Origin of the sequence: Chitinophaga rupis (genome assembly GCF_900109685.1) — a bacterium.
GTDB classification, from domain to species: domain Bacteria; phylum Bacteroidota; class Bacteroidia; order Chitinophagales; family Chitinophagaceae; genus Chitinophaga; species Chitinophaga rupis.
The window spans coordinates 1,125,759-1,151,359 of the sequence record NZ_FOBB01000001.1 but is presented as its reverse complement, the minus strand read 5'-3'; the positions used below and the strand labels follow the sequence as shown (position 1 = coordinate 1,151,359).

22 protein-coding genes are annotated in these 25,601 nt (G+C 48.2%); 12 read left to right on the top strand and 10 right to left on the bottom strand.

The features are described 5' to 3' along the window. Positions 1-6: 6 nt before the first annotated feature. Both gltB and BMZ54_RS04545 read right to left on the bottom strand, forming a co-directional pair. Positions 7-4,548, bottom strand: a complete 4,542-nt coding sequence (gene gltB, locus BMZ54_RS04555) for a glutamate synthase large subunit (RefSeq protein ID WP_089908360.1) — start codon at positions 4,546-4,548, stop codon at positions 7-9. Between the two features lie 445 nt (positions 4,549-4,993). Then, positions 4,994-6,538: a glycoside hydrolase family 10-like protein gene (locus BMZ54_RS04545; RefSeq protein WP_202909134.1), complete on the bottom strand. Its 1,545-nt coding sequence runs from the start codon at positions 6,536-6,538 to the stop codon at positions 4,994-4,996. A 121-nt stretch (positions 6,539-6,659) separates the two neighbouring features. On the opposite strand from BMZ54_RS04545, the gene BMZ54_RS04540 reads away from it, so the two are divergent. Beyond that, complete coding sequence (locus BMZ54_RS04540) at positions 6,660-7,682, top strand: DUF3500 domain-containing protein (RefSeq protein WP_089906933.1); 1,023 nt, start codon at positions 6,660-6,662, stop codon at positions 7,680-7,682. Between the two features lies 1 nt (position 7,683). On the opposite strand, the gene BMZ54_RS04535 is transcribed toward BMZ54_RS04540, so the two are convergent. Both BMZ54_RS04535 and BMZ54_RS04530 read right to left on the bottom strand, forming a co-directional pair. Next, positions 7,684-8,148, bottom strand: a complete 465-nt coding sequence (locus BMZ54_RS04535; protein WP_089906932.1) for a methylglyoxal synthase — start codon at positions 8,146-8,148, stop codon at positions 7,684-7,686. Between the two features lie 64 nt (positions 8,149-8,212). Further along, positions 8,213-8,728, bottom strand: coding sequence for a ferritin (locus BMZ54_RS04530; protein ID WP_089906931.1), 516 nt, complete (start codon positions 8,726-8,728; stop codon positions 8,213-8,215). Between the two features lie 159 nt (positions 8,729-8,887). Here BMZ54_RS04530 and BMZ54_RS04525 point away from each other — a divergent pair, with 159 nt between their 5' ends. The 3 genes from BMZ54_RS04525 to BMZ54_RS04515 all read left to right on the top strand — a co-directional run bounded on the left by BMZ54_RS04525 (position 8,888) and on the right by BMZ54_RS04515 (position 10,732). Then, a complete protein-coding gene (locus BMZ54_RS04525; protein WP_089906930.1) occupies positions 8,888-9,484 on the top strand; it encodes a NifU family protein in 597 nt (198 codons plus the stop codon). 92 nt (positions 9,485-9,576) lie between these two features. Then, positions 9,577-10,212: a nicotinamide riboside transporter PnuC gene (gene pnuC / locus BMZ54_RS04520; protein ID WP_089906929.1), complete on the top strand. Its 636-nt coding sequence runs from the start codon at positions 9,577-9,579 to the stop codon at positions 10,210-10,212. Further along, entirely contained in the window at positions 10,205-10,732 is a 528-nt protein-coding gene (locus tag BMZ54_RS04515) for an AAA family ATPase (RefSeq protein WP_089906928.1), read from the top strand. Before pnuC ends, BMZ54_RS04515 begins: the two co-directional genes overlap by 8 nt. A 112-nt stretch (positions 10,733-10,844) precedes the next feature. Here the strand turns inward: BMZ54_RS04515 and mtgA are convergent, their stop codons facing one another. Further along, positions 10,845-11,588: a monofunctional biosynthetic peptidoglycan transglycosylase gene (gene mtgA / locus BMZ54_RS04510; protein ID WP_089906927.1), complete on the bottom strand. Its 744-nt coding sequence runs from the start codon at positions 11,586-11,588 to the stop codon at positions 10,845-10,847. A 107-nt stretch (positions 11,589-11,695) separates the two neighbouring features. Here mtgA and BMZ54_RS04505 point away from each other — a divergent pair, with 107 nt between their 5' ends. Beyond that, positions 11,696-12,313, top strand: a complete 618-nt coding sequence (locus BMZ54_RS04505; RefSeq protein WP_089906926.1) for an L-threonylcarbamoyladenylate synthase — start codon at positions 11,696-11,698, stop codon at positions 12,311-12,313. Between the two features lie 2 nt (positions 12,314-12,315). Beyond that, a complete protein-coding gene (locus tag BMZ54_RS04500) occupies positions 12,316-12,606 on the top strand; it encodes a hypothetical protein (protein ID WP_089906925.1) in 291 nt (96 codons plus the stop codon). A gap of 132 nt (positions 12,607-12,738) precedes the next feature. Here the strand turns inward: BMZ54_RS04500 and BMZ54_RS04495 are convergent, their stop codons facing one another. The 3 genes from BMZ54_RS04495 to polA form a co-directional block, all read right to left on the bottom strand. Next, entirely contained in the window at positions 12,739-13,881 is a 1,143-nt protein-coding gene (locus tag BMZ54_RS04495) for a C1 family peptidase (RefSeq protein ID WP_089906924.1), read from the bottom strand. Positions 13,882-14,069: 188 nt separating this feature from the next. Continuing rightward, positions 14,070-14,624: a GNAT family N-acetyltransferase gene (locus tag BMZ54_RS04490; RefSeq protein WP_089906923.1), complete on the bottom strand. Its 555-nt coding sequence runs from the start codon at positions 14,622-14,624 to the stop codon at positions 14,070-14,072. Positions 14,625-14,929: 305 nt separating this feature from the next. Then, entirely contained in the window at positions 14,930-17,755 is a 2,826-nt protein-coding gene (gene polA, locus BMZ54_RS04485; RefSeq protein WP_089906922.1) for a DNA polymerase I, read from the bottom strand. A 105-nt stretch (positions 17,756-17,860) separates the two neighbouring features. Here polA and BMZ54_RS04480 point away from each other — a divergent pair, with 105 nt between their 5' ends. Further along, positions 17,861-18,190: an arsenate reductase family protein gene (locus tag BMZ54_RS04480; RefSeq protein WP_089908352.1), complete on the top strand. Its 330-nt coding sequence runs from the start codon at positions 17,861-17,863 to the stop codon at positions 18,188-18,190. Positions 18,191-18,396: 206 nt separating this feature from the next. Here BMZ54_RS04480 and BMZ54_RS04475 read toward each other — a convergent pair whose 3' ends face one another. Further along, a complete protein-coding gene (locus tag BMZ54_RS04475; protein WP_089906921.1) occupies positions 18,397-19,488 on the bottom strand; it encodes a glycosyltransferase in 1,092 nt (363 codons plus the stop codon). Positions 19,489-19,844: 356 nt separating this feature from the next. On the opposite strand from BMZ54_RS04475, the gene BMZ54_RS04470 reads away from it, so the two are divergent. The 4 genes from BMZ54_RS04470 to BMZ54_RS04455 all read left to right on the top strand — a co-directional run bounded on the left by BMZ54_RS04470 (position 19,845) and on the right by BMZ54_RS04455 (position 23,780). Then, entirely contained in the window at positions 19,845-20,093 is a 249-nt protein-coding gene (locus tag BMZ54_RS04470; RefSeq protein ID WP_089906920.1) for a hypothetical protein, read from the top strand. Between the two features lie 297 nt (positions 20,094-20,390). After that, complete coding sequence (locus BMZ54_RS04465; protein ID WP_089906919.1) at positions 20,391-21,530, top strand: formimidoylglutamase; 1,140 nt, start codon at positions 20,391-20,393, stop codon at positions 21,528-21,530. 437 nt (positions 21,531-21,967) lie between these two features. After that, entirely contained in the window at positions 21,968-22,864 is an 897-nt protein-coding gene (locus tag BMZ54_RS04460) for a YitT family protein (protein WP_089906918.1), read from the top strand. 19 nt (positions 22,865-22,883) lie between these two features. Further along, complete coding sequence (locus BMZ54_RS04455; RefSeq protein WP_089906917.1) at positions 22,884-23,780, top strand: alpha/beta hydrolase; 897 nt, start codon at positions 22,884-22,886, stop codon at positions 23,778-23,780. Positions 23,781-23,865: 85 nt separating this feature from the next. Here the strand turns inward: BMZ54_RS04455 and BMZ54_RS04450 are convergent, their stop codons facing one another. After that, entirely contained in the window at positions 23,866-24,288 is a 423-nt protein-coding gene (locus BMZ54_RS04450) for a lysozyme inhibitor LprI family protein (RefSeq protein WP_089906916.1), read from the bottom strand. A gap of 156 nt (positions 24,289-24,444) precedes the next feature. Between BMZ54_RS04450 and BMZ54_RS04445 the strand changes: the two genes are divergently transcribed. Beyond that, positions 24,445-25,554 carry a Gfo/Idh/MocA family protein gene (locus BMZ54_RS04445; protein WP_089906915.1) on the top strand — a complete coding sequence of 370 codons (1,110 nt, stop codon included), beginning with the start codon at positions 24,445-24,447 and terminating at the stop codon, positions 25,552-25,554. The last annotated feature ends 47 nt before the right edge of the window (positions 25,555-25,601 follow it).

The window sequence follows — 25,601 nt, the reverse complement described above, 5'->3', positions numbered from 1 at the left end:
TTACGATCAGGATTTTTTCACCTGCTGGCTTTCTTCCGGTGCAGACGTTGCAGTCTTCAACACCGCCTTGTATTCTTTCGGGAACACCTTTACAAAATGGCGTAACTGATTTTCCCAGTCTTTTAATATGAACTTGGCCACAGTACTGTTCGTGTAGGCGTGGTGTTTGGTGATCAGGTCGTGCAGCTTGCTCACATCTTCCTGTTCCAGCGGATCCAGGTCGATCATGTCTTTATTGCACCTGCCTGCAAACGTGCCTTTTACATCATACACATATGCAATACCACCGCTCATGCCTGCGCCGAAGTTGCGGCCTGTTTCGCCCAGTATTACGGCACGGCCACCGGTCATGTATTCACAACCGTGATCGCCGGTACCTTCTACTACTACGGTAGCGCCGGAGTTACGTACGCAAAAACGTTCGCCTGCCTTACCGCGGATGTAGGCCTCACCGGAGGTAGCACCATACAGGGCTACGTTGCCGGCAATAATATTTTCCTCTGCTTTAAAACCTGCTTCTGCATGCGGGTATACAATTATTTTGGCGCCGGATAATCCCTTACCAAAATAGTCATTGGCTTCGCCTTCCAGCTCCAGCGTTACGCCGCGCGTGTTAAAGGCGCCAAAGCTTTGCCCTGCAGAGCCCTGGAATTTAAAGTGAATAGTATCTTCCGGTAATCCTTCGCCCTTGTAGCGTTTGGATATTTCGTTGCTTAAGATAGTACCAATAGTACGGTCTGTATTTCTTACACTGAACTGCTGGAACACGCGTGTTTTCTTGTCCAGCGCGGGCTGTGCGGCTTTCAGCAGCTGCCAGTCCAGCACTTCGCTGATACCGTGATCCTGCTCCTCCTGTTTGTATAAACCTACTTCAGGAGCTGAGGGCTCGCGGTACAGGATGGATGAGAGATCCAGTGTTTTATACTTCCAGTGATCCACGCCTTCACGCACCTGCAGGGACTCTACCTGGCCTACCATTTCATTTACGGTACGGAAGCCCAGGTCGGCCATGATCTCGCGCAGCTCTTCTACCAGGAATTTAAACAGGTTCACTACGTGATCTGCATTACCGGAAAAGCGTTTGCGCAGCTCAGGATCCTGTGTGGCTACCCCTACCGGGCAGGTGTTCACATGGCATTTACGCATCATGATACAACCTTCTACTACCAGGGCAGCAGTGGCTACACCCCATTCCTCAGCGCCCAGCAAAGTAGCAATGGCAATATCACGGCCGGTTTTCAGCTGGCCGTCGGATTGTACCACTACGCGGCTGCGGAGCTTATTACGTACCAGGGTCTGGTGGGTTTCTGCCAGGCCCAGCTCCCAGGGTAAACCGGCGTGTTTGATAGAGCTTATCGGGGAGGCGCCGGTACCGCCATCATGACCGGAGATCAGCACTACATCCGCATGGGCTTTGGCCACGCCGGCTGCAATGGTGCCTACACCGGCTTTGGATACCAGCTTAACGCTGATACGTGCGGCGCGGTTAGCATTCTTCAGGTCAAAGATCAGCTGTGCCAGATCCTCAATAGAATAAATATCATGGTGTGGCGGCGGGGAAATGAGGCCTACACCCGGGGTAGAGTGCCGCACTTTTGCAATCCAGTCATCCACCTTATGGCCGGGCAGCTGGCCACCCTCGCCGGGCTTGGCGCCCTGTGCCATTTTGATCTGCAGCTCATCTGCATTGGTAAGGTAGTAGCTGGTAACCCCAAAGCGGGCGCTGGCTACCTGTTTAATGGCAGAACGCATGCTGTCGCCATTGGGCAGCTGTTCATAACGCAGCTCATCTTCACCACCTTCACCGGTATTGCTTTTAGCGCCAATCCGGTTCATGGCAATTGCCAGGGTGGAGTGGGCCTCATGCGAGATAGAGCCAAAGCTCATAGCGCCGGTAGCAAAACGTTTCAGGATCACCTCTGCCGGCTCCACTTCCTCAATGGGAACGGAGGGGCGGGTGCGTTTGAAAGCAAACATGCTGCGTAATGTGCAGGCTTTTTCGCTCTGCTCATTTACGGCTTTGGAATATTTTTTAAACAGGCTGTAGTCGCCCTGGCGGGTGGAATATTGCAGCAGGTGTATGGTAGTGGGGTTAAAGAGGTGGAACTCACCTTTCCGTTTCCACTGGTATACACCGCCTACGGTTAAACGCTGTACGGGTGTTTCCTTACGGCCAAAACCCATCCAGTGCTTAGCCAGCGTTTCGCGGGCTATTTCATCCAGGCCCATGCCCTGTATGCGGGATACGGCGCCGGCAAAATATTTATCTACTACTTGTTGATTAATACCGAGTATTTCAAAGATCTGTGCACCCTGGTAAGACTGCAGGGTGGAGATACCCATTTTAGAGAACACTTTCAGCAGGCCTTCGCATACGGCCTTGATGTAGTTCTTCTTCAGCTTATCCACATCGTACTCCGTTTCCAGCTTGCCATTCAGCTTCATATCGCGGATGGTGCTGAGCGCCAGGTAAGGGTTAATGGCAGTAGCGCCAAAACCTAACAGGGCGGCAAAGTGGTGTACTTCCCAAACATCGCCGGCTTCTACGATCAGCCCTACCTGGCCACGGTAACCCTTGCGGATGAGGTGGTGGTGTACGGCGGATGCTGCCAGCAAAGAAGGAATGGGCGCGTGCTCAGAATCAATGGAGCGGTCAGAGAGGATCACCACCTCAAAACCATCTTCCACTGCATCTACCGCGTAGCGGCATAAGCGGGCCAGGCCTTTTTCCAAAGAGCCGGGCTTACCATCGGCCTTAAAATATGTTTGTAAGGTTTTAGCCTGGAAAATACCGGTATCAATACTGCGGATCTTTTCCAGCTCATGATTGTTCAGGATCGGGTGGCGCAGTGCCAGGCCATGGCAGTGCAGCGGATCTTCATCCAGCAGGTTGCCGTTGTTACCTACAAAGGTAGCCAGCGACATTACCAGTCTTTCCCGGATAGGATCAATGGGCGGGTTGGTTACCTGTGCAAACAGCTGTTTGAAGTAGCTGCTCAGGTGCTGGGGCTGATCGCTCAGCACGGCCAGCGGTACATCCGTACCCATAGAGCCAATAGGCTCCTTACCATCCAGGGCCATGGGCGCAATGATCTGATCCAGGTCCTCGGTTGTGTAACCAAATGCGCGCTGGTATTTAAAGATCTGGTCGTGCTCCAGGTGCGTAAAGGCTACGCGCGGCTCCGGCAGCTCTTCCAGGCGGATCTTATATTTATTCAGCCACTCAGCATAGGGTTGCTGGGTGCAAATGGTTTGCTTCAGCTCCTCATCGCCAATAATGCGGCCTTCGTCCATATTTACTATGAACATTTTACCGGGCTGCAGGCGGCCTTTTTCTTTAATATTCTTAGGATCTATTGGCAGTACCCCGGCTTCTGAAGCCATGATCACGCGGTCGTCCTTGGTTACTACAAAGCGGCTGGGGCGCAGACCGTTACGGTCCAGCGTGGCGCCAATGATCTTACCATCTGTAAAGGAGATGGAAGCAGGGCCGTCCCAGGGTTCCATTAAAGAAGCGTGGTATTCATAGAATGCTTTCTTGGCCGGATCCATATCCTCATTACCATCCCAGGCTTCCGGTATCAGCATCATCATTACATGCGGCAGTGAGCGGCCTGTCATGGTGAGCAGCTCTATTACATTATCCAGGCTGGCGGAGTCTGACTGACCTTCTTCTACAATAGGCAGCAGCATGTCCAGCTCTTCTTTGGAAAAATACTTGGTTACAAAATCCCGCTCACCGGCACGCAGCCAGTTCAGGTTCCCTTTGAGCGTATTGATCTCACCATTATGCGCAATGTAGCGGTAAGGGTGGGCCAGGCGCCAGCTGGGGAAGGTGTTGGTGGCAAAGCGGGAGTGGATCAGCGCAAAGGCGGATACCATTTTCTCATCACTCAGGTCAGGATAATAATGACGTACCTGGTAAGTGGTGAGCTGTCCTTTATATACAATGGTTTTGTAAGAAAGGGATGAGATATAGAACAGCGCCTTTTCTTTAGGCACCGTATTACGTACGGTTTTGGAAATATAGTTACGCAGTACGAAGAGCTTGCGTTCAAATGTTTCTGCGTCTGCAATATGATAAGGGCAGGCAATAAATACCTGCTCAATTTCCGGTTCTACGGAAAGGGCGCTTTCACCAATGCCATCGGGGCGTACCGGCACTTTGCGGTAACCCAGTATATCCAGTCCCAGCTTCTCTGCCGCCCGTTCAAAGATCTCGCGGCACTCTTCGCGCCAGCGGGGTTCTTTGGGGAAAAAGATCTGTCCTACGCCATATTTGCCGAATTCCGGCAGCGCAATCCCGATCTTCAGGCACTCGTCATAAAAAAATTCATGCGGCATCTGGATCAGGATACCGGCCCCGTCGCCGGTAGTGCGCTCACAACCGCAGGCACCACGGTGTTCCATGTTTTCCAGCATCGTCAGGGCATCCCGCACAATCTGGTGAGACTTACGGCCTTTAATGTGGGCCGTAAAACCAGTTCCGCAGGCGTCATGTTCAAATTCCGGACGATACAGGCCTTCCTGTTTTCTCACTTCAAGCATTCGTTTAAATTTTTGTATCAGGTACACTACACCTTTTAAGCTGTTGCTGGCCGGGAGAAGTACCATTATTATTTCGGGAACGGTTTAAAGATACTAAAAGAATGCAGTATTTTTTATATAAACATTTGTTTAGCCCCTAAAATTTAGAAAAAATTAAAATTAAATAGGAATAAGTTGAATTTAATGAAAAAATAGGCTACACAAAAGTGCTAGTTGGCTCCAGGAGGGAAGGTTAATATTCCATTAGGGAGAGGTATGAAAGTTTCCCGCTATATTATTAAAAGATGTTCTACCCGTGGAGCCGGGTTGCGGGAAAAGAAATACCGGGTACAAAATCCCGGCCGCCAGCACGCGGCCAGTTCAGGTTCCTTCAGCGGATTAAATTACCTGCTGGCTGCGGAAGATTGCGGTGCATTTCGGATGGCCGGGTATATGTTTAACCTGTTTACGGGAATATAAAAATGGTTTTCCCGTTCTGCACTTTGGTGCGGAGCGGCTCACTGGAAAAACTTTCATTTTGCATACGGTCCAGCGCGGTTACCACATAAGTATAGATATGGCCTTTCTGATAGGTTACATCGGTAAACTGCGGGTCGGGCATTTGCGGTACCAGGGCCAGTATTTTCGCAGGGTCGTTCAGGTTCACTACTTCCGTACCTTCAAAACGGTACAGCACATATTGCTGCGTGCGTTGCAGGGTATCATCATCCGACCAATAGACCTGCAGGCCATTGGCCCGTTCAAAAGCATCTATAAAATAAGGGGATTTGGGCGCCTGCTGCTGGCCCAGCCAGGGCATTAGCGGGCGCAGGGCCGGGTACCGGTACAGGTGGTTGTGCAAACTATCTTCTATACCCAGCGGGTTGCCGGAAAAGGATTTATTGCTGTAAAAAATGCTGCCCTGCACGGTGTTGAGTGTACGGGCTTCTGCTATTTGCCGGGGCAGCTCGCTGGGATCGCGCCAGGCTGCATTGCTGTTAATGCGGTATACGCCGTGGCCAATGTACACATGCCGGCCGTAACCATGCTGCGCCCACCAGTTCAGCAGCACCTCATAGGCTACCAGGCGGTGGCCGGTTTCCCAATACAGCTGGGGTGCTACATAATCGATCCAGCCATTCTTCAGCCATTTGAGCACATCGGCAAACAGATCGTCGTAATTGGTTTGGCCGCCGGTGGTATAGGAGCCTTCCATATCTTTATTATGATTACGCCATACACCAAAGGGACTTACGCCGAACTTAACCCAGGGCTTGGCGGCTTTAATGGCCAGGCTTACCATGTGCACAAATGTATCCACATTCTGGCGGCGCCAGTCGTCCCGCATCATATTATTACCATACTGGCGGTAGGAGTTATTATCCGGGAACTCTTTGCCGGGAATGCGGTAAGGGTAAAAGTAATCGTCGAAATGTACGGCATCAATATCATAGCGGGTTACCACATCTTTAATGATCTGTGTTACATACAGACGGGCTTCCGGAATGCCGGGGTCAAAATATTTTTTATCGCCGTAGGTAACAAACCACTGCGGGCGTAAGCGGGTAATATGATTAGGGGCGATGCTGCTGCGGCCTACATTGAATACTGCACGGTAGGGGTTAAACCAGGCATGGAACTCCATACCGCGTTTATGGGTTTCCGTTACCATAAACTCCAGCGGATCATAATAAGGATTGGGGGCCTGTCCCTGTGAGCCGGTTAAAAATTCAGACCAGGGCTCAAAGGGCGATGCATAAAATGCATCGGTAGCCGGGCGCACCTGCACCACCACGGCATTCATGCCGTTGCGCTGCTGCCGGTCCAGTATATCAATAAACTCCTGCTTTTGCTGTTCTGTACTCAAACCCCTGCGGGAAGGCCAGTCTATATTTTCTACGGTGGCTATCCATACGGCCCTGAGTTCCCTTTTTGGGGGTAGCTGTGCGTGTAAGGATGTTACTATGCAACACAGTAACATGATACCCGCTGCCAATTGCTTCACATTCATCTACAATGCGTTACTTTAAAATGCTAAAAGTGCGAAAATAAGTAAAAAGTATGCCACACATCAAAGATGTACCCTACATATTGATGTGTTTTGGTATTTTGTTCCAACAATTTCCACGCTTATGCTCTTCCGTACTTTATTACCGGGCCTGTTGCTGATCAGCAGCTACACCTATGCACAATCTACCGGGAAAGATATTACTACTGCGGCGCAGCAGTTCCTGCAAACACTGGATGCCGGTACCCGGCAGCAGGCTGTATTTACCTGGGGCGATGCGGAGCGTTTTCACTGGAACTTTGTGCCCATGCCACGCAAGGGATTGCCTTTAAAAGCCATGAACAAGCAGCAGCAAACTGCGGCGCTGCACCTGCTGCAAACCTGCATGAGCGCGCAGGGATATAAAAAAGCCACCTCTATTATTGCGCTGGAAAATGTGCTGAAAGTACTGGAAAACCGCGGGGCGGATGATCATTACCGGGACCCTACCAACTACTACTTTTCCGTATTCGGGGAGCCTGGGCCGCAAAAGCCCTGGGGCTGGCGGCTGGAAGGGCACCACGTAAGCCTGAACTTTTCTGCAGCCAATAATACGCTGGTAGCCAGCACCCCTTCCTTCTTTGGCTCAAACCCGGGCATAGTGCCCTCCGGGCCGGAAAAAGGTAAACAGGTATTAAAGCAGGAAGCCGTGTTAGCATTTGAGCTGCTGCATTCATTAGATAAAACCCAGCTGCAGCAGGCTATGATACAAACCGATGCGCCCCGCGAAATTATTACCGGCAACCAACGCAAAGCCATGCTGCTGGACCCGCCGGGCCTTACCTATAGCCAGATGAACCCGCGGCAGCAGCAAATGCTGCAACAGCTGGTTGCAGTGTATATTGATAATTACACCAAGCTGATGGCCGATATTTTACTGAAAGAAATTACAACTGCCGGCTGGAACAATATGCACTTTGCCTGGGCGGGCGCCAGCGCCTGGGGTGGCGGGCATTATTACCGCATACAGAACCCCGCGATATTAATAGAATATGATAATACCCAGAACAACGGCAACCATGTGCACACCGTGCTGCGCGATCTGAAAAATGATTTTGGGGAGGATGTGCTGAAGGAACATTACCAGGCAGCGCATCAGGGGGAATAAACTACTGAACACTACTCACCTTCCGTCCCAGGTACTGGGAATAATCCGTTAGCAGCACTTCATAATCCTGGTGCATGAGCGGGGAGGTAAGCAAAAAATCAGCGCTGGTGCGGTTGCAGGCCATTGGAATGTTCCAAACGGCGCACAAACGCAGCAGCGCTTTAATATCAGGATCGTGTGGCAGCGCCTCCATAGGGTCCCAGAAAAAGATTACCGCATCAATATGGCCTTCCGCCACCATGGAACCTATCTGCTGATCGCCGCCCAGGGGGCCGCTCAGCAATTTACGCACCGGCACATCCAGGTACTCTTCCAGCAGCTTGCCGGTAGTACCGGTAGCATACAACTCATGGCGGCTTAAAACGGTTTTATTATAAACGGCCCACTCTACCAGCTCCCCCTTTTTATGGTCATGCGCTATCAGGGCTACGCGCTTACGTGCCTTTAGCGTTCTCTTAGATTGCATAGTTGTAATTTGTTATACAAAATAAGCAGAATTAAAACAACTTGCAATCCTATGCTGTCACACTTTAGTGTTGATCTTCCGTACGCAGGGCGCCCATATCCCGGTCAAAAATGTATAAACCGCCTTTGTCCTCTCCGATCAGCTTCAGCTTATCCAGGATCTTGCTGGCCATTTTTTCTTCTTCGATCTGTTCGTTCACATACCATTGCAGAAAGGTGTGGGTGGTATAGTCTTTCTCCTGCAGGCAAAGGTCTACAAGCTTATTAATCTCAGTAGATACCAGTATTTCATGTTTCAGCACCTGCTCAAAAATATCATGTATGTTCTTAAACTCTAAAGGGGGCTGCTTCAGCGCAGGTACAACACCAAAACCGCCGCGGTCATTAATGAAGGTAAGCAGCTTAAGCATGTGGATACGCTCTTCGTCGGAGTGCCGGAACAGGAACTGGGCAATGCCGTTATAACCCTGCACATCGGCCCAGGAAGCCATGGCCAGGTAGTATTGGGATGAGGCGGCTTCCAGCTCCACCTGTTCGTTCAATGCCTTTTCTGTGTTGGTTGATAGCTTTTTGTATAGCATAAGAAAAGTGTTTAAAACGGTGCTTCAAATGGTCTATTCTGAACGAATATAATCATTTGCCTATAAGCCTATTGCAAAAATCGATGGAATATCCGGCCCGGCGTTCCAACTTTCTGGCTGAAAGTTGCTACCTTTGTTGTGTTAAATAAGGTTAAGAAAATGATTAAAACAGGCAATCCCATCATCAGTATCTATACGGAAATGACGCCGAACCCGGAAACCATGAAGTTTGTGGCTAACAAGCTCCTGTATCCCGGCAAAAGCATTGATTTCCCTGATGAGGCCAGCGCGAAACCTTCTCCCCTGGCTGTGGAGCTGTTCAGCTTCCCTTTTATACGGGGCGTATTTATAATGGCCAATTTTATTACCCTTACCAAAACTCCTGATACAGACTGGATGGATGTGATACCTTCCATTAAGGCATTCCTGAAAGAATACCTGGAAGATAACCGCCCCATTATTAATGAGGAGGAGATTGTGGTAACAAAAACAGCGGCCACTAATGAAGTAAGTGCTGATGACAGTGACGTGGTAAAACGTATTAAAGAATTACTGGAGAACTATGTGAAGCCCGCCGTTGAAATGGACGGTGGCGCCATACAGTTCAAGGACTATAACGAAGGCGTGGTGAAACTGATGCTGCAGGGGTCCTGCTCCGGCTGCCCTTCTTCCATGATCACCTTAAAAGCAGGTATTGAAGGCATGATGAAACGCATGATACCTGAAGTAAGGGAAGTAGTGGCGGAAGCAGAATAATAAGCCATAGTTGAGAAGAATGATAGTGTTAAAAGGAGCGCAGTCTTAGTGACTGTGCTTTTTTATTTCCCCCTACCGATTACATTTGCACCATGAATTTTCAGGCTATATACCAAAGCCTGCTGGATGGCGTGCATGCCATGAGCTGGCTGGAGATCATTGCCGCCCTATTTGGCGCCATCAGCGTGGTTTGCAGCAAACAAAACAGCATTTGGCTATACCCTACCGGTTTGGTAAGCACGGGTATTTATGTGTACCTGCTGTCGCGGGAGCAGTTCCGGCTGTATGCAGAGGCTACGCTGAATGCCTATTATTTTGTGATGAGCGTATATGGCTGGTACCACTGGGCGCATAAAGATGCGCAGCAGCACACTACCGCTGTAGCCTGGGCTACCCGGCGGGAGTGGATAGTAACTATGCTGATAGCCCTGTTTGGCTGGGCGCTGTTCTATGTGCTGCTACGGAATTTTTCCAATTCCGATGTACCGCTGGTGGATGCCTTTGTATCTGCCACGGCCTGCGCCGGCATGTGGCTGCTGGCCAAGCGGAAAATTGAGAACTGGGTGGTATTGAATGTATCTAACCTGGTGGCAGTGCCGCTGCTGTTCCATAAAAAATTATATCCTACTGCATTACTCACCATTTTCCTGTTCATAGTAGCTGTAATGGGATATTTCAGCTGGAAAAAGATCTGGGAAGCACAGGAAAAAAATGCCCTGCATGCATAAGATAGTAGTACTGGGACCGGAATCAACCGGCAAAAGCACGCTGAGCCAAAAGCTGGCTGCACATTACAACACGGTGTGGACGCCAGAGTATGCACGGGAGTATATTGAAAACCTGCCCCGCTCTTATGAGCAGCATGACCTGCTGGCCATTGCCCGGGGACAACTACAGCTGGAAGATGAAAAAGCGCAGCAAGCCAGCGAACTGCTGATCTGCGATACAGACCTGTACGTGATTAAAGTCTGGAGCGAGCATAAATACGGACAGTGCGATCCGCAGATACTGGAACAGATTGCCAGCCGACGGTACGACCTGTATTTACTTACCTATATAGATATTCCCTGGGAAAATGATCCGCAGCGGGAGTATCCTGATCCGCAGATGCGGGAATATTTTTACCGCATTTACCGGGATATTGTAATGAACAGCGGAGTACCGTGGGCGGATATACGCGGAAGCTATGCCGAAAGGGAAGCAAAGGCGATTGCAGCGGTGGACGCATTGAGGAATGTAAAATCATAAATGTAAAAGGGGGGTGCTACAGATCGCGGCACTCCCCTTTTACATTTAGTATTATCTCGTTCATAAAGTCTTTTAAATGGCCTCTATGAACCCTCTATCGCCGGTTTAAATTTTACATTTTCCTGGACGTTTTCTTTGTTTCCAGCTTTGCTACTACCAGTGCTGCTACATCCGGGTCGCCGGTGAGGTTGCGCATCTGGGTCAGGATCCTGCGCTGGCGCCAGCTGGTGATACGTGCCGGCGGATTCACTGTATATTTTACCGGGTTAGGCAGGGCAGCGGTGATCATGGCAGCCTGCTCACGGTTTAAAGCAGCAGCAGACTTATGATAGTATTGCTGTGCGGCGGCTTCAAAACCAAAAATGCCATCGCCGGTTTGGGCCACATTCATATACATTTCCAGGATGCGTTTTTTGCCCCAGAGCTTTTCTATCATAAAAGTAAAATACACCTCCAGCCCTTTGCGCACCCAGCTGCGGCCCTGCCATAAAAACACGTTTTTGGCTACCTGCTGGCTAATGGTGCTGGCCCCGCGGATCTTTTTACTTTTCTGGTTATGCTTCATGGCTTTTTCAATGGATTTGAAATCAAACCCATCATGGTCCGGGAACAGCTGATCTTCGCTGGCTATAACGGCCAGCTTGGCGTATTGGGAAATATCTTCCGAATCGGCCCAGGTTTTGTGAAAGTGTTTGTCCGTACCCCAGAGGCTTACCCAGCTGGAGATCATGGTGATAGTTATAGGAGGATTGACCCAGCGTAACAAGATCAGGTATACGAAATGCGCAATAAACAGGATCAGCAGTACGCGTCTCAGTTTTTTCCAGGTTCTGGGTACAATACCTTTTAATTCCATTCAGGCCGGTTTAAACAAAAATCGGCCGAAAGGTATATAAAATTTAGTTTAGGAAATGGTACTACCTTTGTTATATAAGATCATTTATCATCATTTAATTGGAGCTCATGCTATTACAATTGCACCCGGAAAATCCCAATGCCCGTCATTTAAAAACGATTGTGGAATGTTTGCGGAATGGTGGCGTGATCATATATCCTACTGATACCGTGTATGGTATGGGATGCGATATCTTTCAGCCTAAAGCTATAGAACGTATTTGCCGCATTAAACAGATAGATCCGAAGAAGGCACATTTTTCCTTTATCTGTTCTGATCTGAGCCATTTGTCGGACTACGCCAAGAGCGTGGATACACCGGTGTTCCGTATGCTAAAGAAGGCGCTGCCGGGGCCTTACACGTTTATTTTGCCGGCCAGCAGGCAGGTGCCTAAAATGCTGAAGACAAAAAGGGATACGGTGGGCATACGTGTGCCGGATAACAATATTTGCCGTACCATTGTACAGGAATTGGGTAACCCGGTAATGAGCACCTCTTTACCGGTTGAGCACTACGTGGAAGAATATACGGACCCGGAGATCATCCATGAAAAGTTTGGCAAGATCGTGGATATTGTAGTGGATGGCGGCATGGGAGGTATTACTTTTTCTACTGTAATAGACCTTACCGGGCCGGAACCGGAAGTGATCCGGGAGGGCGCCGGCAGCTTAGAACTGATTGGTTAACAATGAAAAAATTATTAGGTTACATAAGGATGGCGGTATTGCTGTTAGCAGCTACCAGGGCCGGTGCGCAGAGTTTGCGCTTACCCGCGCCAGGGACGGATACTGTTAAGCGGGCGCCTTTGCCGGCGTATATGCTTACACCTGCTACTTCCGTAGCGCCGGGGGCTTATTACCAGCAGCATTTTGGCGTTTTTTGCAAACAGGAATGGCTGCTGGAAAAACAGATGCGTGTGCCGGTGAAGCTGCGGCTGGGAACTTACCAGTATACGCAAAAGCTGGAAGGGAAACCGTGATGAAATGTAAAATCATAAATGATAAATGCAAAAGGGGAATGGCACGGATCGCGGCATTCCCCTTTTACATGAAGTCTTTTCAATGGTCTCTATAAACCTCTTTCACCGGTTTATGATCCGGACTTTGAAATTCTATTTGATCCCCATTTTCTTTGCTATATCTGCCGGGATGGATTTTTTGTTCACCAGTATGTTAGTGGTTTTGTAGGCAAAGTATGGTACAGAGGCATAAAAGTAACCCTGACCAAAGTTGCCGGTACCCCAGGAGTTCTTAACCCGGAAATATTTATTGCCATTCTGGTCTTTTGCCAGGCCAACGAGGTGCATACCATGATCATCCTGGGTTTCATAATTATCAAAAGCCAGCTGGCGTACTTCCGGAGTAATGTTCTTTTCTGTTCCTGGTTCTTCAAACAATTTCTTGCGCTCTTCTGCAGTCATCTCGTCCCAGTCTTTTTCCGGCACTACGGCCAGGCCGTTAGGGAAGCTGAAATATTTTTCACTTACATCTGCCGCCCAGGCTACAGTGTAGCCGGTGTTGATGGCGTTTTCCGCAATGCTGATCATATCGTTCAGGGGTACGTTGTACACTTTTTCCCAGTTCCAGTTGTCCGGTACTTCCAGCACAAACTGTTCATAATAAGGGTGGTGGGTAAAGGAGGTTACGATCACATAATCATCTGCATTCAGGCCCAGCTCTTTGGCAAAGGATTGCGGGGTATATGATTTGCCTTTGTATTCAAACTTTTCAGGCGCATCGCCCATGTAGCTATCCAGCACACCGTTAAAAGCTTTTTGCCAGCTGGGATTAATGGTGCCTTCCCGGTTGCCGATGTTTTTTAAAAATCCTTCCAGCAGGCTTTCCATTTCAGCATGATTGTACATTTTGGTACGGTTGCCGTCATATACGGTTTGGGGTACCAGGCCATAACGGCGCAGGCACAACAGGTCATCAGGGAAGCCGCCGCCTTCACCAAAATTGGCTTTGCCGTGCATACGCACATAGTTAGCTGCTTTAAGGGGGTACATTTTACGTACTACAAACATTTCGCTCAGGTTAAGACCCTGGCCTTTGCCGCTGCGCAATAATTCCGATTCAAAAAAAGAAAGGCCGGAAAAAGACCAGCAGGTGCCTGTCATACCCTGGTTCTGAACATCATAGGCATCCAGGTTCTTAATGGTGGTGAATTGGTAATGGCTGCCTTCTTTGTTGGTGTTCTGCGCCATTACAGCGGTACAGGAGAGTAGTGCTGCGCACACGATCCATTTTTTCATACGATTGTAAGTTTGTTTTGTTGTTTGCCAGTTAAACAGTTCAATAATTGCCCTCCGGGAGATACGCCGTGGGCGTAACATAATTATGGTTGGTTCATTAAAAGCGGGTGCCTTCAATAAACAAGGTGCCAAAAATAAGGGAATGACGGGAATGCGGTGTATAAAAGATGGATGAGCGGAAGGGAGCCCTAAGAGCGGCTTTCCAGTTGATCCTTTTTCTGTAATGCGGCGTATTGTTCTCTTGTGATGGCCCACTGCCAGAGCTGTTCATTTTCCTTATCGGATACTTCGCCGGCAAACTGCATCCCGGCTTTTTGCAGGATCTTTACGGAGGCATTATATTCTTCTTCCGTATGCGCTACTACCTTTTGTACGTAGTTGTGGCTAAATGCAAAACGTATAAGGGCTGCTGCCAGCTCCGTACCATAGCCCTGTTCCCGGTAATCGGCCGTTATTTCATAACCTATTTCCACCATCCCGTTCTTGTCCGGCCGTTCTTTAAAGCCGCCGGAGCCAATGAGGCGGCGGTCTGCCCGGTGTATCACCAGGTAAAAGAACCAGCCCAGCATGGAAGGGTCGTTCCGGAGCTTATCATAGGCCACCAGTATTATTTCCGGGAACTCTGTCCAGTATTCCGGAATATCTATGCCCAGCAGATCCGCCAAAACATCGTTGCCCTGCAACAGCGCTTCAAAGTACTGCAGGGTGCATGGTAATAATTGTAATCTTGATGTTTGGATCATGAACGAAAGCTAGTAAACGTATTTGGGAAATACAAGCATAACAAGCAGCTAGTTGTTAATATTTTATTGAGGTACAACGGCAGTTTTTTATCAAATAAAGTACAAAAGTAAATTGATAAATCATAGCGGAATTTTCCCAGCGGTAAATATAAACCCTGATCCATGGATTGCTGCGTAAACCTGTACTGCGGGTATTATGCAGTTTTTTAACCGGCGCATGATCATTATGAAACCTACCTGTATAAATAAGAACGCAACAGGTAATGACCTGCTGCGTTCTATAAATAAGTGGTAAATATTATTGACTAATGCGCTTCCAGCCAATTCTTGCCGGCGCCTATTTCCGCTTCTACCGGAACGGCCAGGGGCAGGGCATTGCGCATGCATTCCAGTATAAGGGGCTTAATGGTTTCCACCTCTGAATGGTGGGCATCAAACACCAATTCATCATGCACCTGTAAGATCATGCGGGATTTAAGGTTATGCTGTTTAAAAGTATTGTGCACGGCTATCATGGCCAGCTTTATCATATCAGCGGCAGTGCCCTGTATAGGCATGTTAATGGCATTGCGCTCCGCATAACCGCGTACTACAGCGTTGGAGGAATTAATATCCTTTAGCCAGCGCTTGCGGCCCAGCTGCGTTTGTACGTAACCGTTCTTCTGCGCAAAGCTGATCTGTTTTTCCATGTACTCCTTAATAGAAGGGTACTGGGTAAAATAGTTATCAATAAGCATTTTGGCTTCTGAACGGGGTATGCCCAGGTTTTCAGACAGGCCAAAGGCGCTTTGCCCGTATATGATCCCAAAGTTTACGCTTTTGGCATTGCGGCGCATGTCGGAAGTTACCTCTTTCATATCCACTCCATATACCTTTGCCGCGGTAGCAATGTGAATGTCCAGCCCTTTCTGAAAAGCATCTATCATCTGTGCATCCTCACTAATGGCGGCAATAATGCGCAGCTCAATCTGTGAATAGTCGGCAGAGAGTAATACATATTCCTCATTACGCGGTACAAACGCTTTACGCACTTCGCGGCCACGGTCTGTACGGATGGGAATATTCTGCAGGTTAGGGTTGTTGGAGCTTAAACGCCCTGTTACGGCTACGGCCTGGTTGTAAGAGGTATGAATGCGATTGGTGCGTTTGTTGATCATTAACGGCAACGCATCAACGTAAGTTGATTTCAGCTTGCTTAGCTCGCGGAAAATAAGAATGTCTTCCACGATCTGGTGCTTAACAGACAGTTTTGCCAGCACATCCTCGCCTGTAGCGTATTGCCCGGTGCGGGTTTTCTTGGCTTTGGGATCCAGCTGCAGCTTTTCAAACAGCACCTCTCCCAGCTGTTTGGGCGATGCCAGGTTAAAGCGCACGCCGGCCTGCTGGTACACACTTTCTTCCGCTCTTTTTATTTCGCCTTCCAGCTCGCGGGAATAATCGGCCAGGGTTTGGTTATTTACTGCAATGCCTTCAAACTCCATATCGGTAAGCACGCGTACCAAAGGATTTTCTACTTCATAAAAAACTTTGTCAACACTTTTTTGCGTGAGCAGCGGCACAAATTTTTCTTTTAGCTGCAGGGTAATGTCGGCATCTTCCGCGGCATATTCCTTGATCTTTTCCAGCTCCACATCGCGCATGTTGCCCTGCCCTTTTCCTTTTTTACCAATGAGCGTTTCAATGGATACCGGTGCGTACTGCAGGTACTGTGCGCTCAGCAGATCCATGCCGCGCCGGCCTTCCGGCTCAATCAGGTAATGCGCCAGCATGGTATCAAAGATGGGGCCTTTAATTTCCAGGCCATACCATTTCAGCACCAGCATATCGTACTTAATGTTCTGCCCTACAAAAGTGATCTGCTCATTTTCAAACAAGGGGCGGAAGGTTTCCAGGATTGCTTTGGTGGCCTGCTGGTCGGTGGGTACCGGTACATACCAGCCCTCATGTTTGCAGCAGGCAAAGCTCATGCCTACCATTTCTACCGCATTGGCATCGGTGCCGGTGGTTTCGGTATCAAAACAGATCTCTTTTTGCTGTTGTAAATGTGCGATGAGCTCCGCTATTTTCTCCGGCGTATCTACCAGGCGGTAGGTGTGTTCCGTATTATCAATGTTCTTATCGGCCAGCAGTATATTAATGCCGCTGTCTGCATTCTCTTCACGTGCAGCTAGGGTGCTGGTATCTTCTACTATATTGCCGAAAAGGTCCTGCTGCTGGGGCTTTGCGGGCAGAGGAGCTTCTGCGTTGGCTGATGAAAAGCCATCGCCCAAAATCCTTTTACCCAGGGTTTTAAACTCCAGCTCCGTGAAAATTTCCGTAAGCTTTTCTTTGTTAGGTTCCTTGATGCAAAAGTCTTCTTCATGAAAAGTGCAGGGCACATCAGTAATAATAGTAGCCAGCTGTTTTGACATGATGGCGTCGGCGGATCCGGCTTTGATCTTCTCTCCCATTTTACCGCCAATGGTATCTGCATTGGCCAGCACATTTTCCAGGGAATGATATTGTGATAGCAGCTTCATGGCGGTTTTTTCGCCAATACCGGCAATACCGGGAATATTATCCACCGCATCGCCCATCAGGCCCAGGATATCTATTACCTGGTGCACATCTGTGATCTGCCATTTGGCGCAAATTTCTTTGGGCCCCATGATCTCCTCTTTATTACCCATGTACGGCGGCTTGTAAATGAATACATTTTCTTTTACCAGCTGCCCGTAATCCTTATCCGGCGTTACCATATATACTTCGTAACCCACATTGGCGGCCTGCCAGGCCAGGGTGCCTATCACATCATCCGCCTCATAGCCATCTACTTCAATTACGGGTATGTTAAAGCCTTCAATAATGCGCTTGATGTCCGGGAGCGCATCGGTAAGATCCTCAGGGGCTTCCTGCCGGTTGGCTTTATATGCTTCAAAGGAGGTATGCCGTTCAGTGGGTGCTGCGGTATCAAAAGCCACTGCCATATGTGTGGGCTTTTCTTTATTGATGAGGTCCAGCAGGGTGGTGGTAAAACCAAACTGCGCGTTGGTATTACGGCCGGCCGTGGTTAACCGTGGATTCCTGATCAGGGCATAATAAGCACGGTAAATGAGTGCCATAGCATCCAGTAAAAACAATTTCTTTTGCATGCGCTAAACCTACGTGAATTTGAGTAATGTGCAAAGTTAGGAGTTTAAAGTTTGAAAGTTTTTACGGCGGATGTAAGTTTGAGGGGGAATTATACCTGGATAAACATGAAGAAATTGTATCATTTGTCGAGCTGCAGCACCTGCAAGAAAATTATTGCAGAAACGGGCGTACAGAAAAAGGGATTTGTATTGCAGGACATTAAAACGGAGCACATTACCCCGGCCCAGCTGGATGAAATGGCTAAGCTGGCAGGCAGCTATGAAGCGCTGTTCAGCCGCCGTAGTCAAAAGTACCGGCCCATGGGCTTACATGAAAAGACCTTAACGGAAAAAGATTACCGGGATCTGATATTGCAGGAATATACTTTCCTGAAACGGCCGGTAGCGGTGGTGGATGGGAAGATCTATGTGGGAGCGGATGCGAAAAATGTGTAGATGTTGGAAAATGTGCAGATGCGCAGTTGGGAGGGAATGGGTTGATATGCTGGTTTTTGAATAACAAAAGCGCAAATGACGTGCAATTGCTGTATTCATCTGCATGTTTGCAAACCAGCATCAGAAATATCGGTCGTTGAATAAAAAATGTGCAAATGAAATGCAATCAATCGTTGCATTTCATTTGCACATTGCATATTTATGCATCAGCACATTAAAAACTTGCGTACGGCCTCTTTATACTGCTCCATATCCTGCTCATGCTGGAAAGAGCGGAAAGGAAAGCTGGCAGCGGCTTCCAGGGCTTTGCCCAGGTTAAATTTATCCTGCGGCAGGCTGTAGAAATAACCTTTCTCCATCAGGTATTCACCTAAGTATACCTGTTCTGACTGGCCGGGTGTGGGTACCAGGATCGCTTTTTTATTCAGCTTGGCCAGGTCCATCAGCGTGGTATAACCACTACGGCTCAGCACCATGCCAGAGGCCAGCATGGCCTCATTCAGCTCCTGTGCATTCATATGATTCACCTGCAGCACGTTAGGCGTGATCTGTTCCTGATGGGGCGTGCCCGGCTTGCCGCTTACAATAAGGGCGCGGATGGGCAGCTGTTTTATTTGTTCCAGGATCAGCTTTTCCAGGTTAGAACGTTGTGGCTCAGGGCCGGAAATGAGCACCAGCAGATCGTAGAGCTGCTTTACTCCCTCCCGGGGCTGAAAGCGGCTCAGGCAGCCAATATAGCTCGTATTGGGTGGCAGCTCTTTGGGATGGCCTAAAATACCGGAAAGATTATTGTCCCCCGCAAAATCCGGGATCCAGCAGGCGCTGTACCGGCGAATGTATTTATAATTAAGCTTTTGTAAAATGCGTTCTGTAACCCCGCCAAAGGGTGTTTTGATCAGCAGCTGGTGGGAAATAAACACACAGGGAATATCCGGGTGGTATAGGCCAAAGCGGTTATCTGAAATAACTCCCTGAATACCATGGGTTTTTACTACTTCCTGCAGCCATTGCTGCTCATAGCGGATACTTTTCAGGATCTTGGGAATCTGCTGCATTATTTTCCAGCCGAAGAACCAGCCTTTTTGCGCGTACTGGATGCGGTAGCCCGGCAGGGGCAGGATGGTGAGCTGCGGAAATTCCTGCTGTAAAAGAGCGGCATGTTTACCCTCTGCCGCAATAACAACCTCGCAGCCAGCGTTTAGTATTTCGTAGATGAGCGGAATGTCGCGGGTAGCATGTCCCAGGCCCCAGTCAAGCGGTACTACCAGTATTTTTTTTGAAGCGTAGCTTGTGGACAAATAATTTAAAATTTTTTGCGAATTTAGCGTAAATTAGAGAAGGTGTATTGTTAAGAAAAGGTAAACTCTTATAACGAAAGGATTTAAATTTAAAGAAGCTAGTTATAATTAGTATGAAACAAATGAAATGGCTGTTGATCTTTTTTTTGTGTGGGAGTTTAGTATTGCAGGGTTGCAGTGTATTTAAGAAAAATGATTGCGGTTGCCCAACTATGAATAAGAAACGCATGCATTGATCAGTGATTCGCCACTAAGCAAGTAAGTACAGAGCCATCTTACCTTAAGCAAGACCTAACCTATCCGCCTTATTGAAAACCCTGGTGAAAAATTATAGGGAACGTCAAACTTATTTCTCAATGAAACCTGTAGAAAGGGATTTACTGATCTTACTTCACGAAGAGCGGTATAACGAACAACAGATACAGTTCGCTGTTAAACAAATCAGCGAAATGCTGACCGTCGTAGAAACTATGGAATACCTCTGCGCTGTCATGGAAGTAGTGGATTGCAACAAGAGCCGCGTTACCAGCAAACGCTCCGTACTGGAAAAAGTTTTTGCCAGGAAAACGCAACGCGCTTTTGAATTTGTAGTGCACAAGAACTGATACTATTTATGATCCCGGATTTACGATTTTAGAACTGTTTAACACACTTCCTAACCTACATCTAAAATCCTGATCTACTCTCCCAGATTTATACTAATAGATTTGTTGTAACCCGCTGTGTGTTTGAATTTTTTCCTAACTATTTGTTAAAATTATTTCCCCTTATTCGCCTTCTTTTTCAATTCTGCACGGACAATTCATTTAATTACAATACCTTCTCCCGGTTTAAAAATTGTAAAATCATCTCACTTTTAAAATCTTGTTGTAGGTTTGCCGGCAAACAAACCACTTATTGCAATGGCAGACTTTACGCACCTGCATGATTTTTTACAGCCCCTTTCCAAAGCCTCCCTGAATGAAGACCAGGAATTTGATATTGCCCAGATAGGCGGTATCACGGATCTATTTGAAGACGGGGAGCTGCCTGACCTGGAAGCCGCGGACATTATTCTGCTGGGTGTAGGTGAGAACCGTGGCAACGGCCCCGGTAAAAAAAGTACAGATGCGCCTGATTTGATACGTAGCGAGTTCTATAAATTATTTTACTGGCATAAAGATGTGAAGATAGCCGACCTGGGCAACCTGCAGCAGGGCGTAAGCCTGGGCGATACCTATGCCGCGCTGCGTACGGTACTGGGAGAGCTGTTGCAGCTGCAAAAACCGGTGATCATATTAGGCGGCTCACATGATCTTACCCTTGCGCAATACCAGGCCTACGCAAAACAGGAGTTTGTAATTGAAGCCAGTATAGCCGATGCGCTGATAGATCTGCAGGAAGAAAGCCCGATACCGGCTACCGGCTTTTTAATGGATATGCTTACAGAGCAGCCCAACTATATCAAACACTATAATCATATCGGTTTCCAGAGCTATTTCGTACACCCGCGTATGTTAGAAACGCTGGACAAGCTGCGCTTTGACTGTTACCGCCTGGGTAAGATACGGGAGAACCTGGAAGAAGCAGAACCGGTGCTGCGCAACACCGACCTTTTCAGCCTGGACATTAACATCATTAAACATACGGATGCGCCGGCCAACAGCCTTTCCCCCAACGGTTTCAGCGGAGAGGAAGCCTGTGCGCTGTCACGTTACGCCGGCATGAGCACGCAGCTTAGCACCTACGGCATTTACGGTTATAACCCGGCAAAGGATAAAGACCAGCTGACCGCTAAGCAAATAGCGCAAATGCTGTGGTACTTTATGGACGGCCGCTCTGTAAAGAACAAGGAAGCGCTGCTGGAAGAAAGGGATGCTTTCTGGGAATTTCATATAGCCTTTGGCGATATAGATACCGTGTTCCTGAAGAGTAAAAAGACCGGCCGCTGGTGGATGCAGCTGCCCGGTAAGGATTTTGTACCCTGCGCATACAGTGATTATTTGCTGGCCAGTAATAATGAGATCCCCGAAAGATGGCTGAGGCACCAGGAGAGGATGTAGGGAATTACGAATTATTCATTACGCCCCGCAAAACGGGGCATGAATGCCATTGAAAATAATTATAATTATGAATAATTACGAATTGAGTAGTGCGTGGAGGCTGGGTTTACAGGGAATTGGAAGATGTGTGATGGATTGATTTATGGGTTGAATTAGATGGATTGTGGTGGATCGATTTATGGGAATTGACCAATGAATATTTTTAGATCTGTGATGGATGGGTTTTGAAATGTAGTTCGTGATTATAACTAGTAATTATTCCTATAATGAACCCTGGTTGTTTGATCCTTATTAAAAACCGTATTGCATTTATTTTTCAAATAACATTTATGAATACCGGCCTTGTAATTATTCAATCATTATTACCTTCAATAGTGCATATGAATAGCCCGCGGTCCATAATTCGTAATTCGTAATTGACAATTCGTAATTCACCCATGTCTTCCACCAGAAAGGCCCGCCTGGCGCGGATAAGGTTAGTTCAAAATACGCAGGATGCTGTGCTCATCGTGATCGGCGTATTGCTGGCGGCGCTGGGCTTAAAAGGTTTCCTGCTGCCGAATGAGTTTTTGGATGGTGGCGTAACGGGTATTTCCCTGCTCATTAGCCGCCTTACCGGCTGGTCTATTTCCGTACTGCTGATTGTTATTAATATTCCCTTTATACTGCTGGCTTACCGGCAGCTTTCACTGAGCTTCACCATTAAAGCGCTGGCTGCTATTATAGGATTGGCCACGGCGCTGGTATTTATAAAAGTACCGGTTATTACCAGCGATAAGCTGCTCATAGCCCTCTTTGGCGGTTTTTTCCTGGGCGCCGGTATTGGTATGAGCGTGCGGGGCGGCGCCGTGCTGGATGGTACGGAAGTGCTGGCGCTGTACATTAACCGTAAAACGGTGCTGTCTATGGGAGAGGTGATCATGTACTTCAACATCCTTATTTTTGGAGTGGCTGCAGTGCTGATCAATATAGAAACGGCCATGTACGCCATGCTCACCTATTTATCCGCTTCCAAAACAGTAGATTTTATTATCCAGGGTTTTGAGGAATATATAGCCTTAACCATTATATCGCCGGAGAGTGAGTTGATCCGTAAAATGCTTACATTAAAGCTGAAAAAAGGCGTAACAGTATATAAAGGCAAAAGTGGATTTGGTAAGCGCGGTAGTGTAGATAACGAAATAGATATTATTTACACCGTGGTTACCCGCCTGGAGGTACATAAGATCATTGATGAAATTGAAAAGATAGACAGCAAGGCATTTATTGTACAACATAATATTAACGATACCAAGGGCGGTATGATCAAACGCCGCGCTACACACGGAAAATAGCAGTTATAAATCCTCAGCTATGATAAAACACAGATGGTATGCGGCATTAACCTATGCAGCCCGTACGTTTACGGCTTTATTGCTCCTTTGCAGTATTAGCACTGCGCAAGCCCAGGAAAAAATATACCTCTACCCGGATCAGCCCAACCTGCATATTGGGGGACGGGAAAAAGTTGCCGACGCTCCTTTTATAGAACATTACAGCGCAGCTAAAAAGAATGGCGCTGCCATCTTAATATGCCCTGGTGGCGGTTATGCAACCCATGCCCTGGGCCATGAAGGAAAAGATATTGCAGCATTTTTTACCAGCAAGGGTTATGATGCAATTGTACTGCACTACCGTGTAAATGATGAAAGCCAATCCGGCTCCCGCTATCCTGCTGCGTATAATGATGTAACTACCGCTATGCGGCTGCTAAGATCAAAAGCAGCGGACTGGGGTTTTGACCCGGAAAAAACCGGTGTGATCGGCTTTTCAGCGGGTGGGCATCTGGCCTCCTGTTTGGCTACGATGTTGCAACCGGCAAATGAAAAGGAGAAATGGAGCACGCGCCCGGCCTTTGCCATACTGGTGTACCCGGTTATCAGCATGAAGCCGCCTTACAAACATGCGGGCAGCACTAACATGCTGCTGGGACCAGACCCTGCGCCGGGTATGACAGATTCTTTAAGCACAAATGAAAGGGTAACTGCGCAAACGCCGCCTACGCTGTTAATACATTCTACAGATGATACTGTAGTGCCGGTAGAAAACAGTTTAATGTTCTTTGATGCATTGCGCAAAAATCATGTAAAGGCTACCCTGCAGATATATGACCATGGCGGGCACGGGTTTGGCCTGGGTACAAAGGATGCGGTGCTGAACACATGGCCTGCATTGTGTATTGCCTGGCTGCAAAGTTTGGGTATGCCCTGATGCTATAATAGCAGTAAAGCTTTCTGCAGTATAACTTGTGCTGCGGTAAGCTCTCCTATCAGCGCAGCCTCTTGAACACCCGCTATCAACCAGCAGTAGGGTAACGGCTGATCAGCTCTGTTACGCGGTCTTTTATATAAGCTGCTTTGTGGTCGGTGGCAATTACCTGGTCGTCCAGGCCGGCCAGCGTTTTCTTGTGCAGCTTTTCCACGCGGGTATCCAGCAATTTAAAGTAGGCTTCTTTTTTCTCTTTCCACAGACTTTGCTGTACCATCAGGTTTTGGCGGCGGCTGGTATCCAGCTTGCTGTATAACTGCCGGTACACCAGGTCCAGCATACTATCCAGGTCGCGGTAATATTCCAGGGCGCAGCCATACATGTACTGGCTTTTAGCCAGGCAGCGCTGGTAGCGGCTTTCCAGGGAATCAATAGCGGCCTTTTTGTTCTGTGCCACCATGTTAAGGCATAACAGCAATAACACTGGGATAAAAAGTAGTAGTCTTTTCATAGGCTCAAAAGCGGTATAGGGAGGGCAAAGGTATAACAATTATTCTTAATCTAAAGGCCGGATAGGTATCGCATTATTAAAAACCGGGTAAAATCCGTATTATTAAATACGGAACTATCAGCTTAAATTTTAACCTGCAAACCCAAACTCACCGTTATGAATACACGCCGTAACTTTTTACAACAGCTGGCCGCATCAGCACTGGCCATTCAGCTGCAACCACTTACCAGCCTGGCAAAAACGCCCTTTTTATCATATGACGGCCCTATGCTGCGGGTAGCCATCATGGGCCTGGGTAGCTATGGCAACCGCGTAGCAGAAGCAATGAAGGATTGTAAAAAGGCAAAGCTGGTAGGGGCCATCAGCGGCACGCCCTCCAAGCTTAAAGACTGGCAGGGCAAATACGGTATTCCTGAGAAGAACTGTTATAACTATGAAACGTACGACCAGATCAAAAATAACCCGGAGATAGATGTGGTGTACATCACCACGCCCAACGCCCTGCATCATGACCAGGTGATAAAGGTAGCCTCATTAGGCAAACACGTGATCTGCGAAAAGCCTATGGCGCTGAATGCAAAAGAAGGCCAGGAAATGGTAGATGCCTGTAAAAAAGCCAAAGTACATCTGCTGGTAGGTTATCGTATGCACTTTGAGGCCAAAACGCTGGAAGTGATCCGTATGCGCAATGCCGGTGAATTTGGAAAGATAATGTTTTTCCAGGGGCAGTGCGGTTTCCGCATTGGCGATCCTACACAGTGGCGGCTGAATAAACAGCTGGCCGGCGGCGGCTCATTAATGGATATCGGTATTTACGCCATCAACGGATCGCGCTACATGGTTGGTGAAGAACCGGTATGGGTAACTGCCCAGGAAACCAAAACAGATCCCGTGAAGTTTAAAGAAGGCGTAGATGAAACCATACAGTTCCAGCTGGGCTTTCCCAGTGGTGCGGTAGCCTCCTGCCTTTCCACTTATAGCATGAATAACCTGGACCGCTTTTTCCTGAATGGCGAAAAGGGTTTTGCAGAAATGCAGCCCTCAACCGGCTACGGGCCTATTAAAGGCCGTACCAATAAAGGGGAGCTTACCCAGCCGCACATGACCCATCAAACCGTACAGATGGATGCAATGGCCGGTATTATACTGGAAGGCCAGCAACCGCCGGTACCGGTAAATGGAGAGGAAGCGGTGAAAGACCTGAAGATCATTGACGCCATCTATAAAGCCACAAAAACCGGTGAAAAGGTAGCGCTGAAGCTGTAAGGCCGGGGGGAAAAAAATAAATCCTACCTTAGTCCATTCAGCCGCAG

What these genes read in the sequence shown, in the direction of transcription:
- gltB (WP_089908360.1), bottom strand. Translation starts at nt 4,548, where the DNA reads ATGCTTGAAGTGAGAAAACAGGAAGGCCTGTATCGTCCGGAATTTGAA.
- BMZ54_RS04545 (WP_202909134.1), bottom strand. Translation starts at nt 6,538, where the DNA reads ATGAATGTGAAGCAATTGGCAGCGGGTATCATGTTACTGTGTTGCATA.
- BMZ54_RS04540 (WP_089906933.1), top strand. Translation starts at nt 6,660, where the DNA reads ATGCTCTTCCGTACTTTATTACCGGGCCTGTTGCTGATCAGCAGCTAC.
- BMZ54_RS04535 (WP_089906932.1), bottom strand. Translation starts at nt 8,148, where the DNA reads ATGCAATCTAAGAGAACGCTAAAGGCACGTAAGCGCGTAGCCCTGATA.
- BMZ54_RS04530 (WP_089906931.1), bottom strand. Translation starts at nt 8,728, where the DNA reads ATGCTATACAAAAAGCTATCAACCAACACAGAAAAGGCATTGAACGAA.
- BMZ54_RS04525 (WP_089906930.1), top strand. Translation starts at nt 8,888, where the DNA reads ATGATTAAAACAGGCAATCCCATCATCAGTATCTATACGGAAATGACG.
- pnuC (WP_089906929.1), top strand. Translation starts at nt 9,577, where the DNA reads ATGAATTTTCAGGCTATATACCAAAGCCTGCTGGATGGCGTGCATGCC.
- BMZ54_RS04515 (WP_089906928.1), top strand. Translation starts at nt 10,205, where the DNA reads ATGCATAAGATAGTAGTACTGGGACCGGAATCAACCGGCAAAAGCACG.
- mtgA (WP_089906927.1), bottom strand. Translation starts at nt 11,588, where the DNA reads ATGGAATTAAAAGGTATTGTACCCAGAACCTGGAAAAAACTGAGACGC.
- BMZ54_RS04505 (WP_089906926.1), top strand. Translation starts at nt 11,696, where the DNA reads ATGCTATTACAATTGCACCCGGAAAATCCCAATGCCCGTCATTTAAAA.
- BMZ54_RS04500 (WP_089906925.1), top strand. Translation starts at nt 12,316, where the DNA reads ATGAAAAAATTATTAGGTTACATAAGGATGGCGGTATTGCTGTTAGCA.
- BMZ54_RS04495 (WP_089906924.1), bottom strand. Translation starts at nt 13,881, where the DNA reads ATGAAAAAATGGATCGTGTGCGCAGCACTACTCTCCTGTACCGCTGTA.
- BMZ54_RS04490 (WP_089906923.1), bottom strand. Translation starts at nt 14,624, where the DNA reads ATGATCCAAACATCAAGATTACAATTATTACCATGCACCCTGCAGTAC.
- polA (WP_089906922.1), bottom strand. Translation starts at nt 17,755, where the DNA reads ATGCAAAAGAAATTGTTTTTACTGGATGCTATGGCACTCATTTACCGT.
- BMZ54_RS04480 (WP_089908352.1), top strand. Translation starts at nt 17,861, where the DNA reads ATGAAGAAATTGTATCATTTGTCGAGCTGCAGCACCTGCAAGAAAATT.
- BMZ54_RS04470 (WP_089906920.1), top strand. Translation starts at nt 19,845, where the DNA reads ATGAAACCTGTAGAAAGGGATTTACTGATCTTACTTCACGAAGAGCGG.
- BMZ54_RS04465 (WP_089906919.1), top strand. Translation starts at nt 20,391, where the DNA reads ATGGCAGACTTTACGCACCTGCATGATTTTTTACAGCCCCTTTCCAAA.
- BMZ54_RS04460 (WP_089906918.1), top strand. Translation starts at nt 21,968, where the DNA reads ATGTCTTCCACCAGAAAGGCCCGCCTGGCGCGGATAAGGTTAGTTCAA.
- BMZ54_RS04455 (WP_089906917.1), top strand. Translation starts at nt 22,884, where the DNA reads ATGATAAAACACAGATGGTATGCGGCATTAACCTATGCAGCCCGTACG.
- BMZ54_RS04450 (WP_089906916.1), bottom strand. Translation starts at nt 24,288, where the DNA reads ATGAAAAGACTACTACTTTTTATCCCAGTGTTATTGCTGTTATGCCTT.
- BMZ54_RS04445 (WP_089906915.1), top strand. Translation starts at nt 24,445, where the DNA reads ATGAATACACGCCGTAACTTTTTACAACAGCTGGCCGCATCAGCACTG.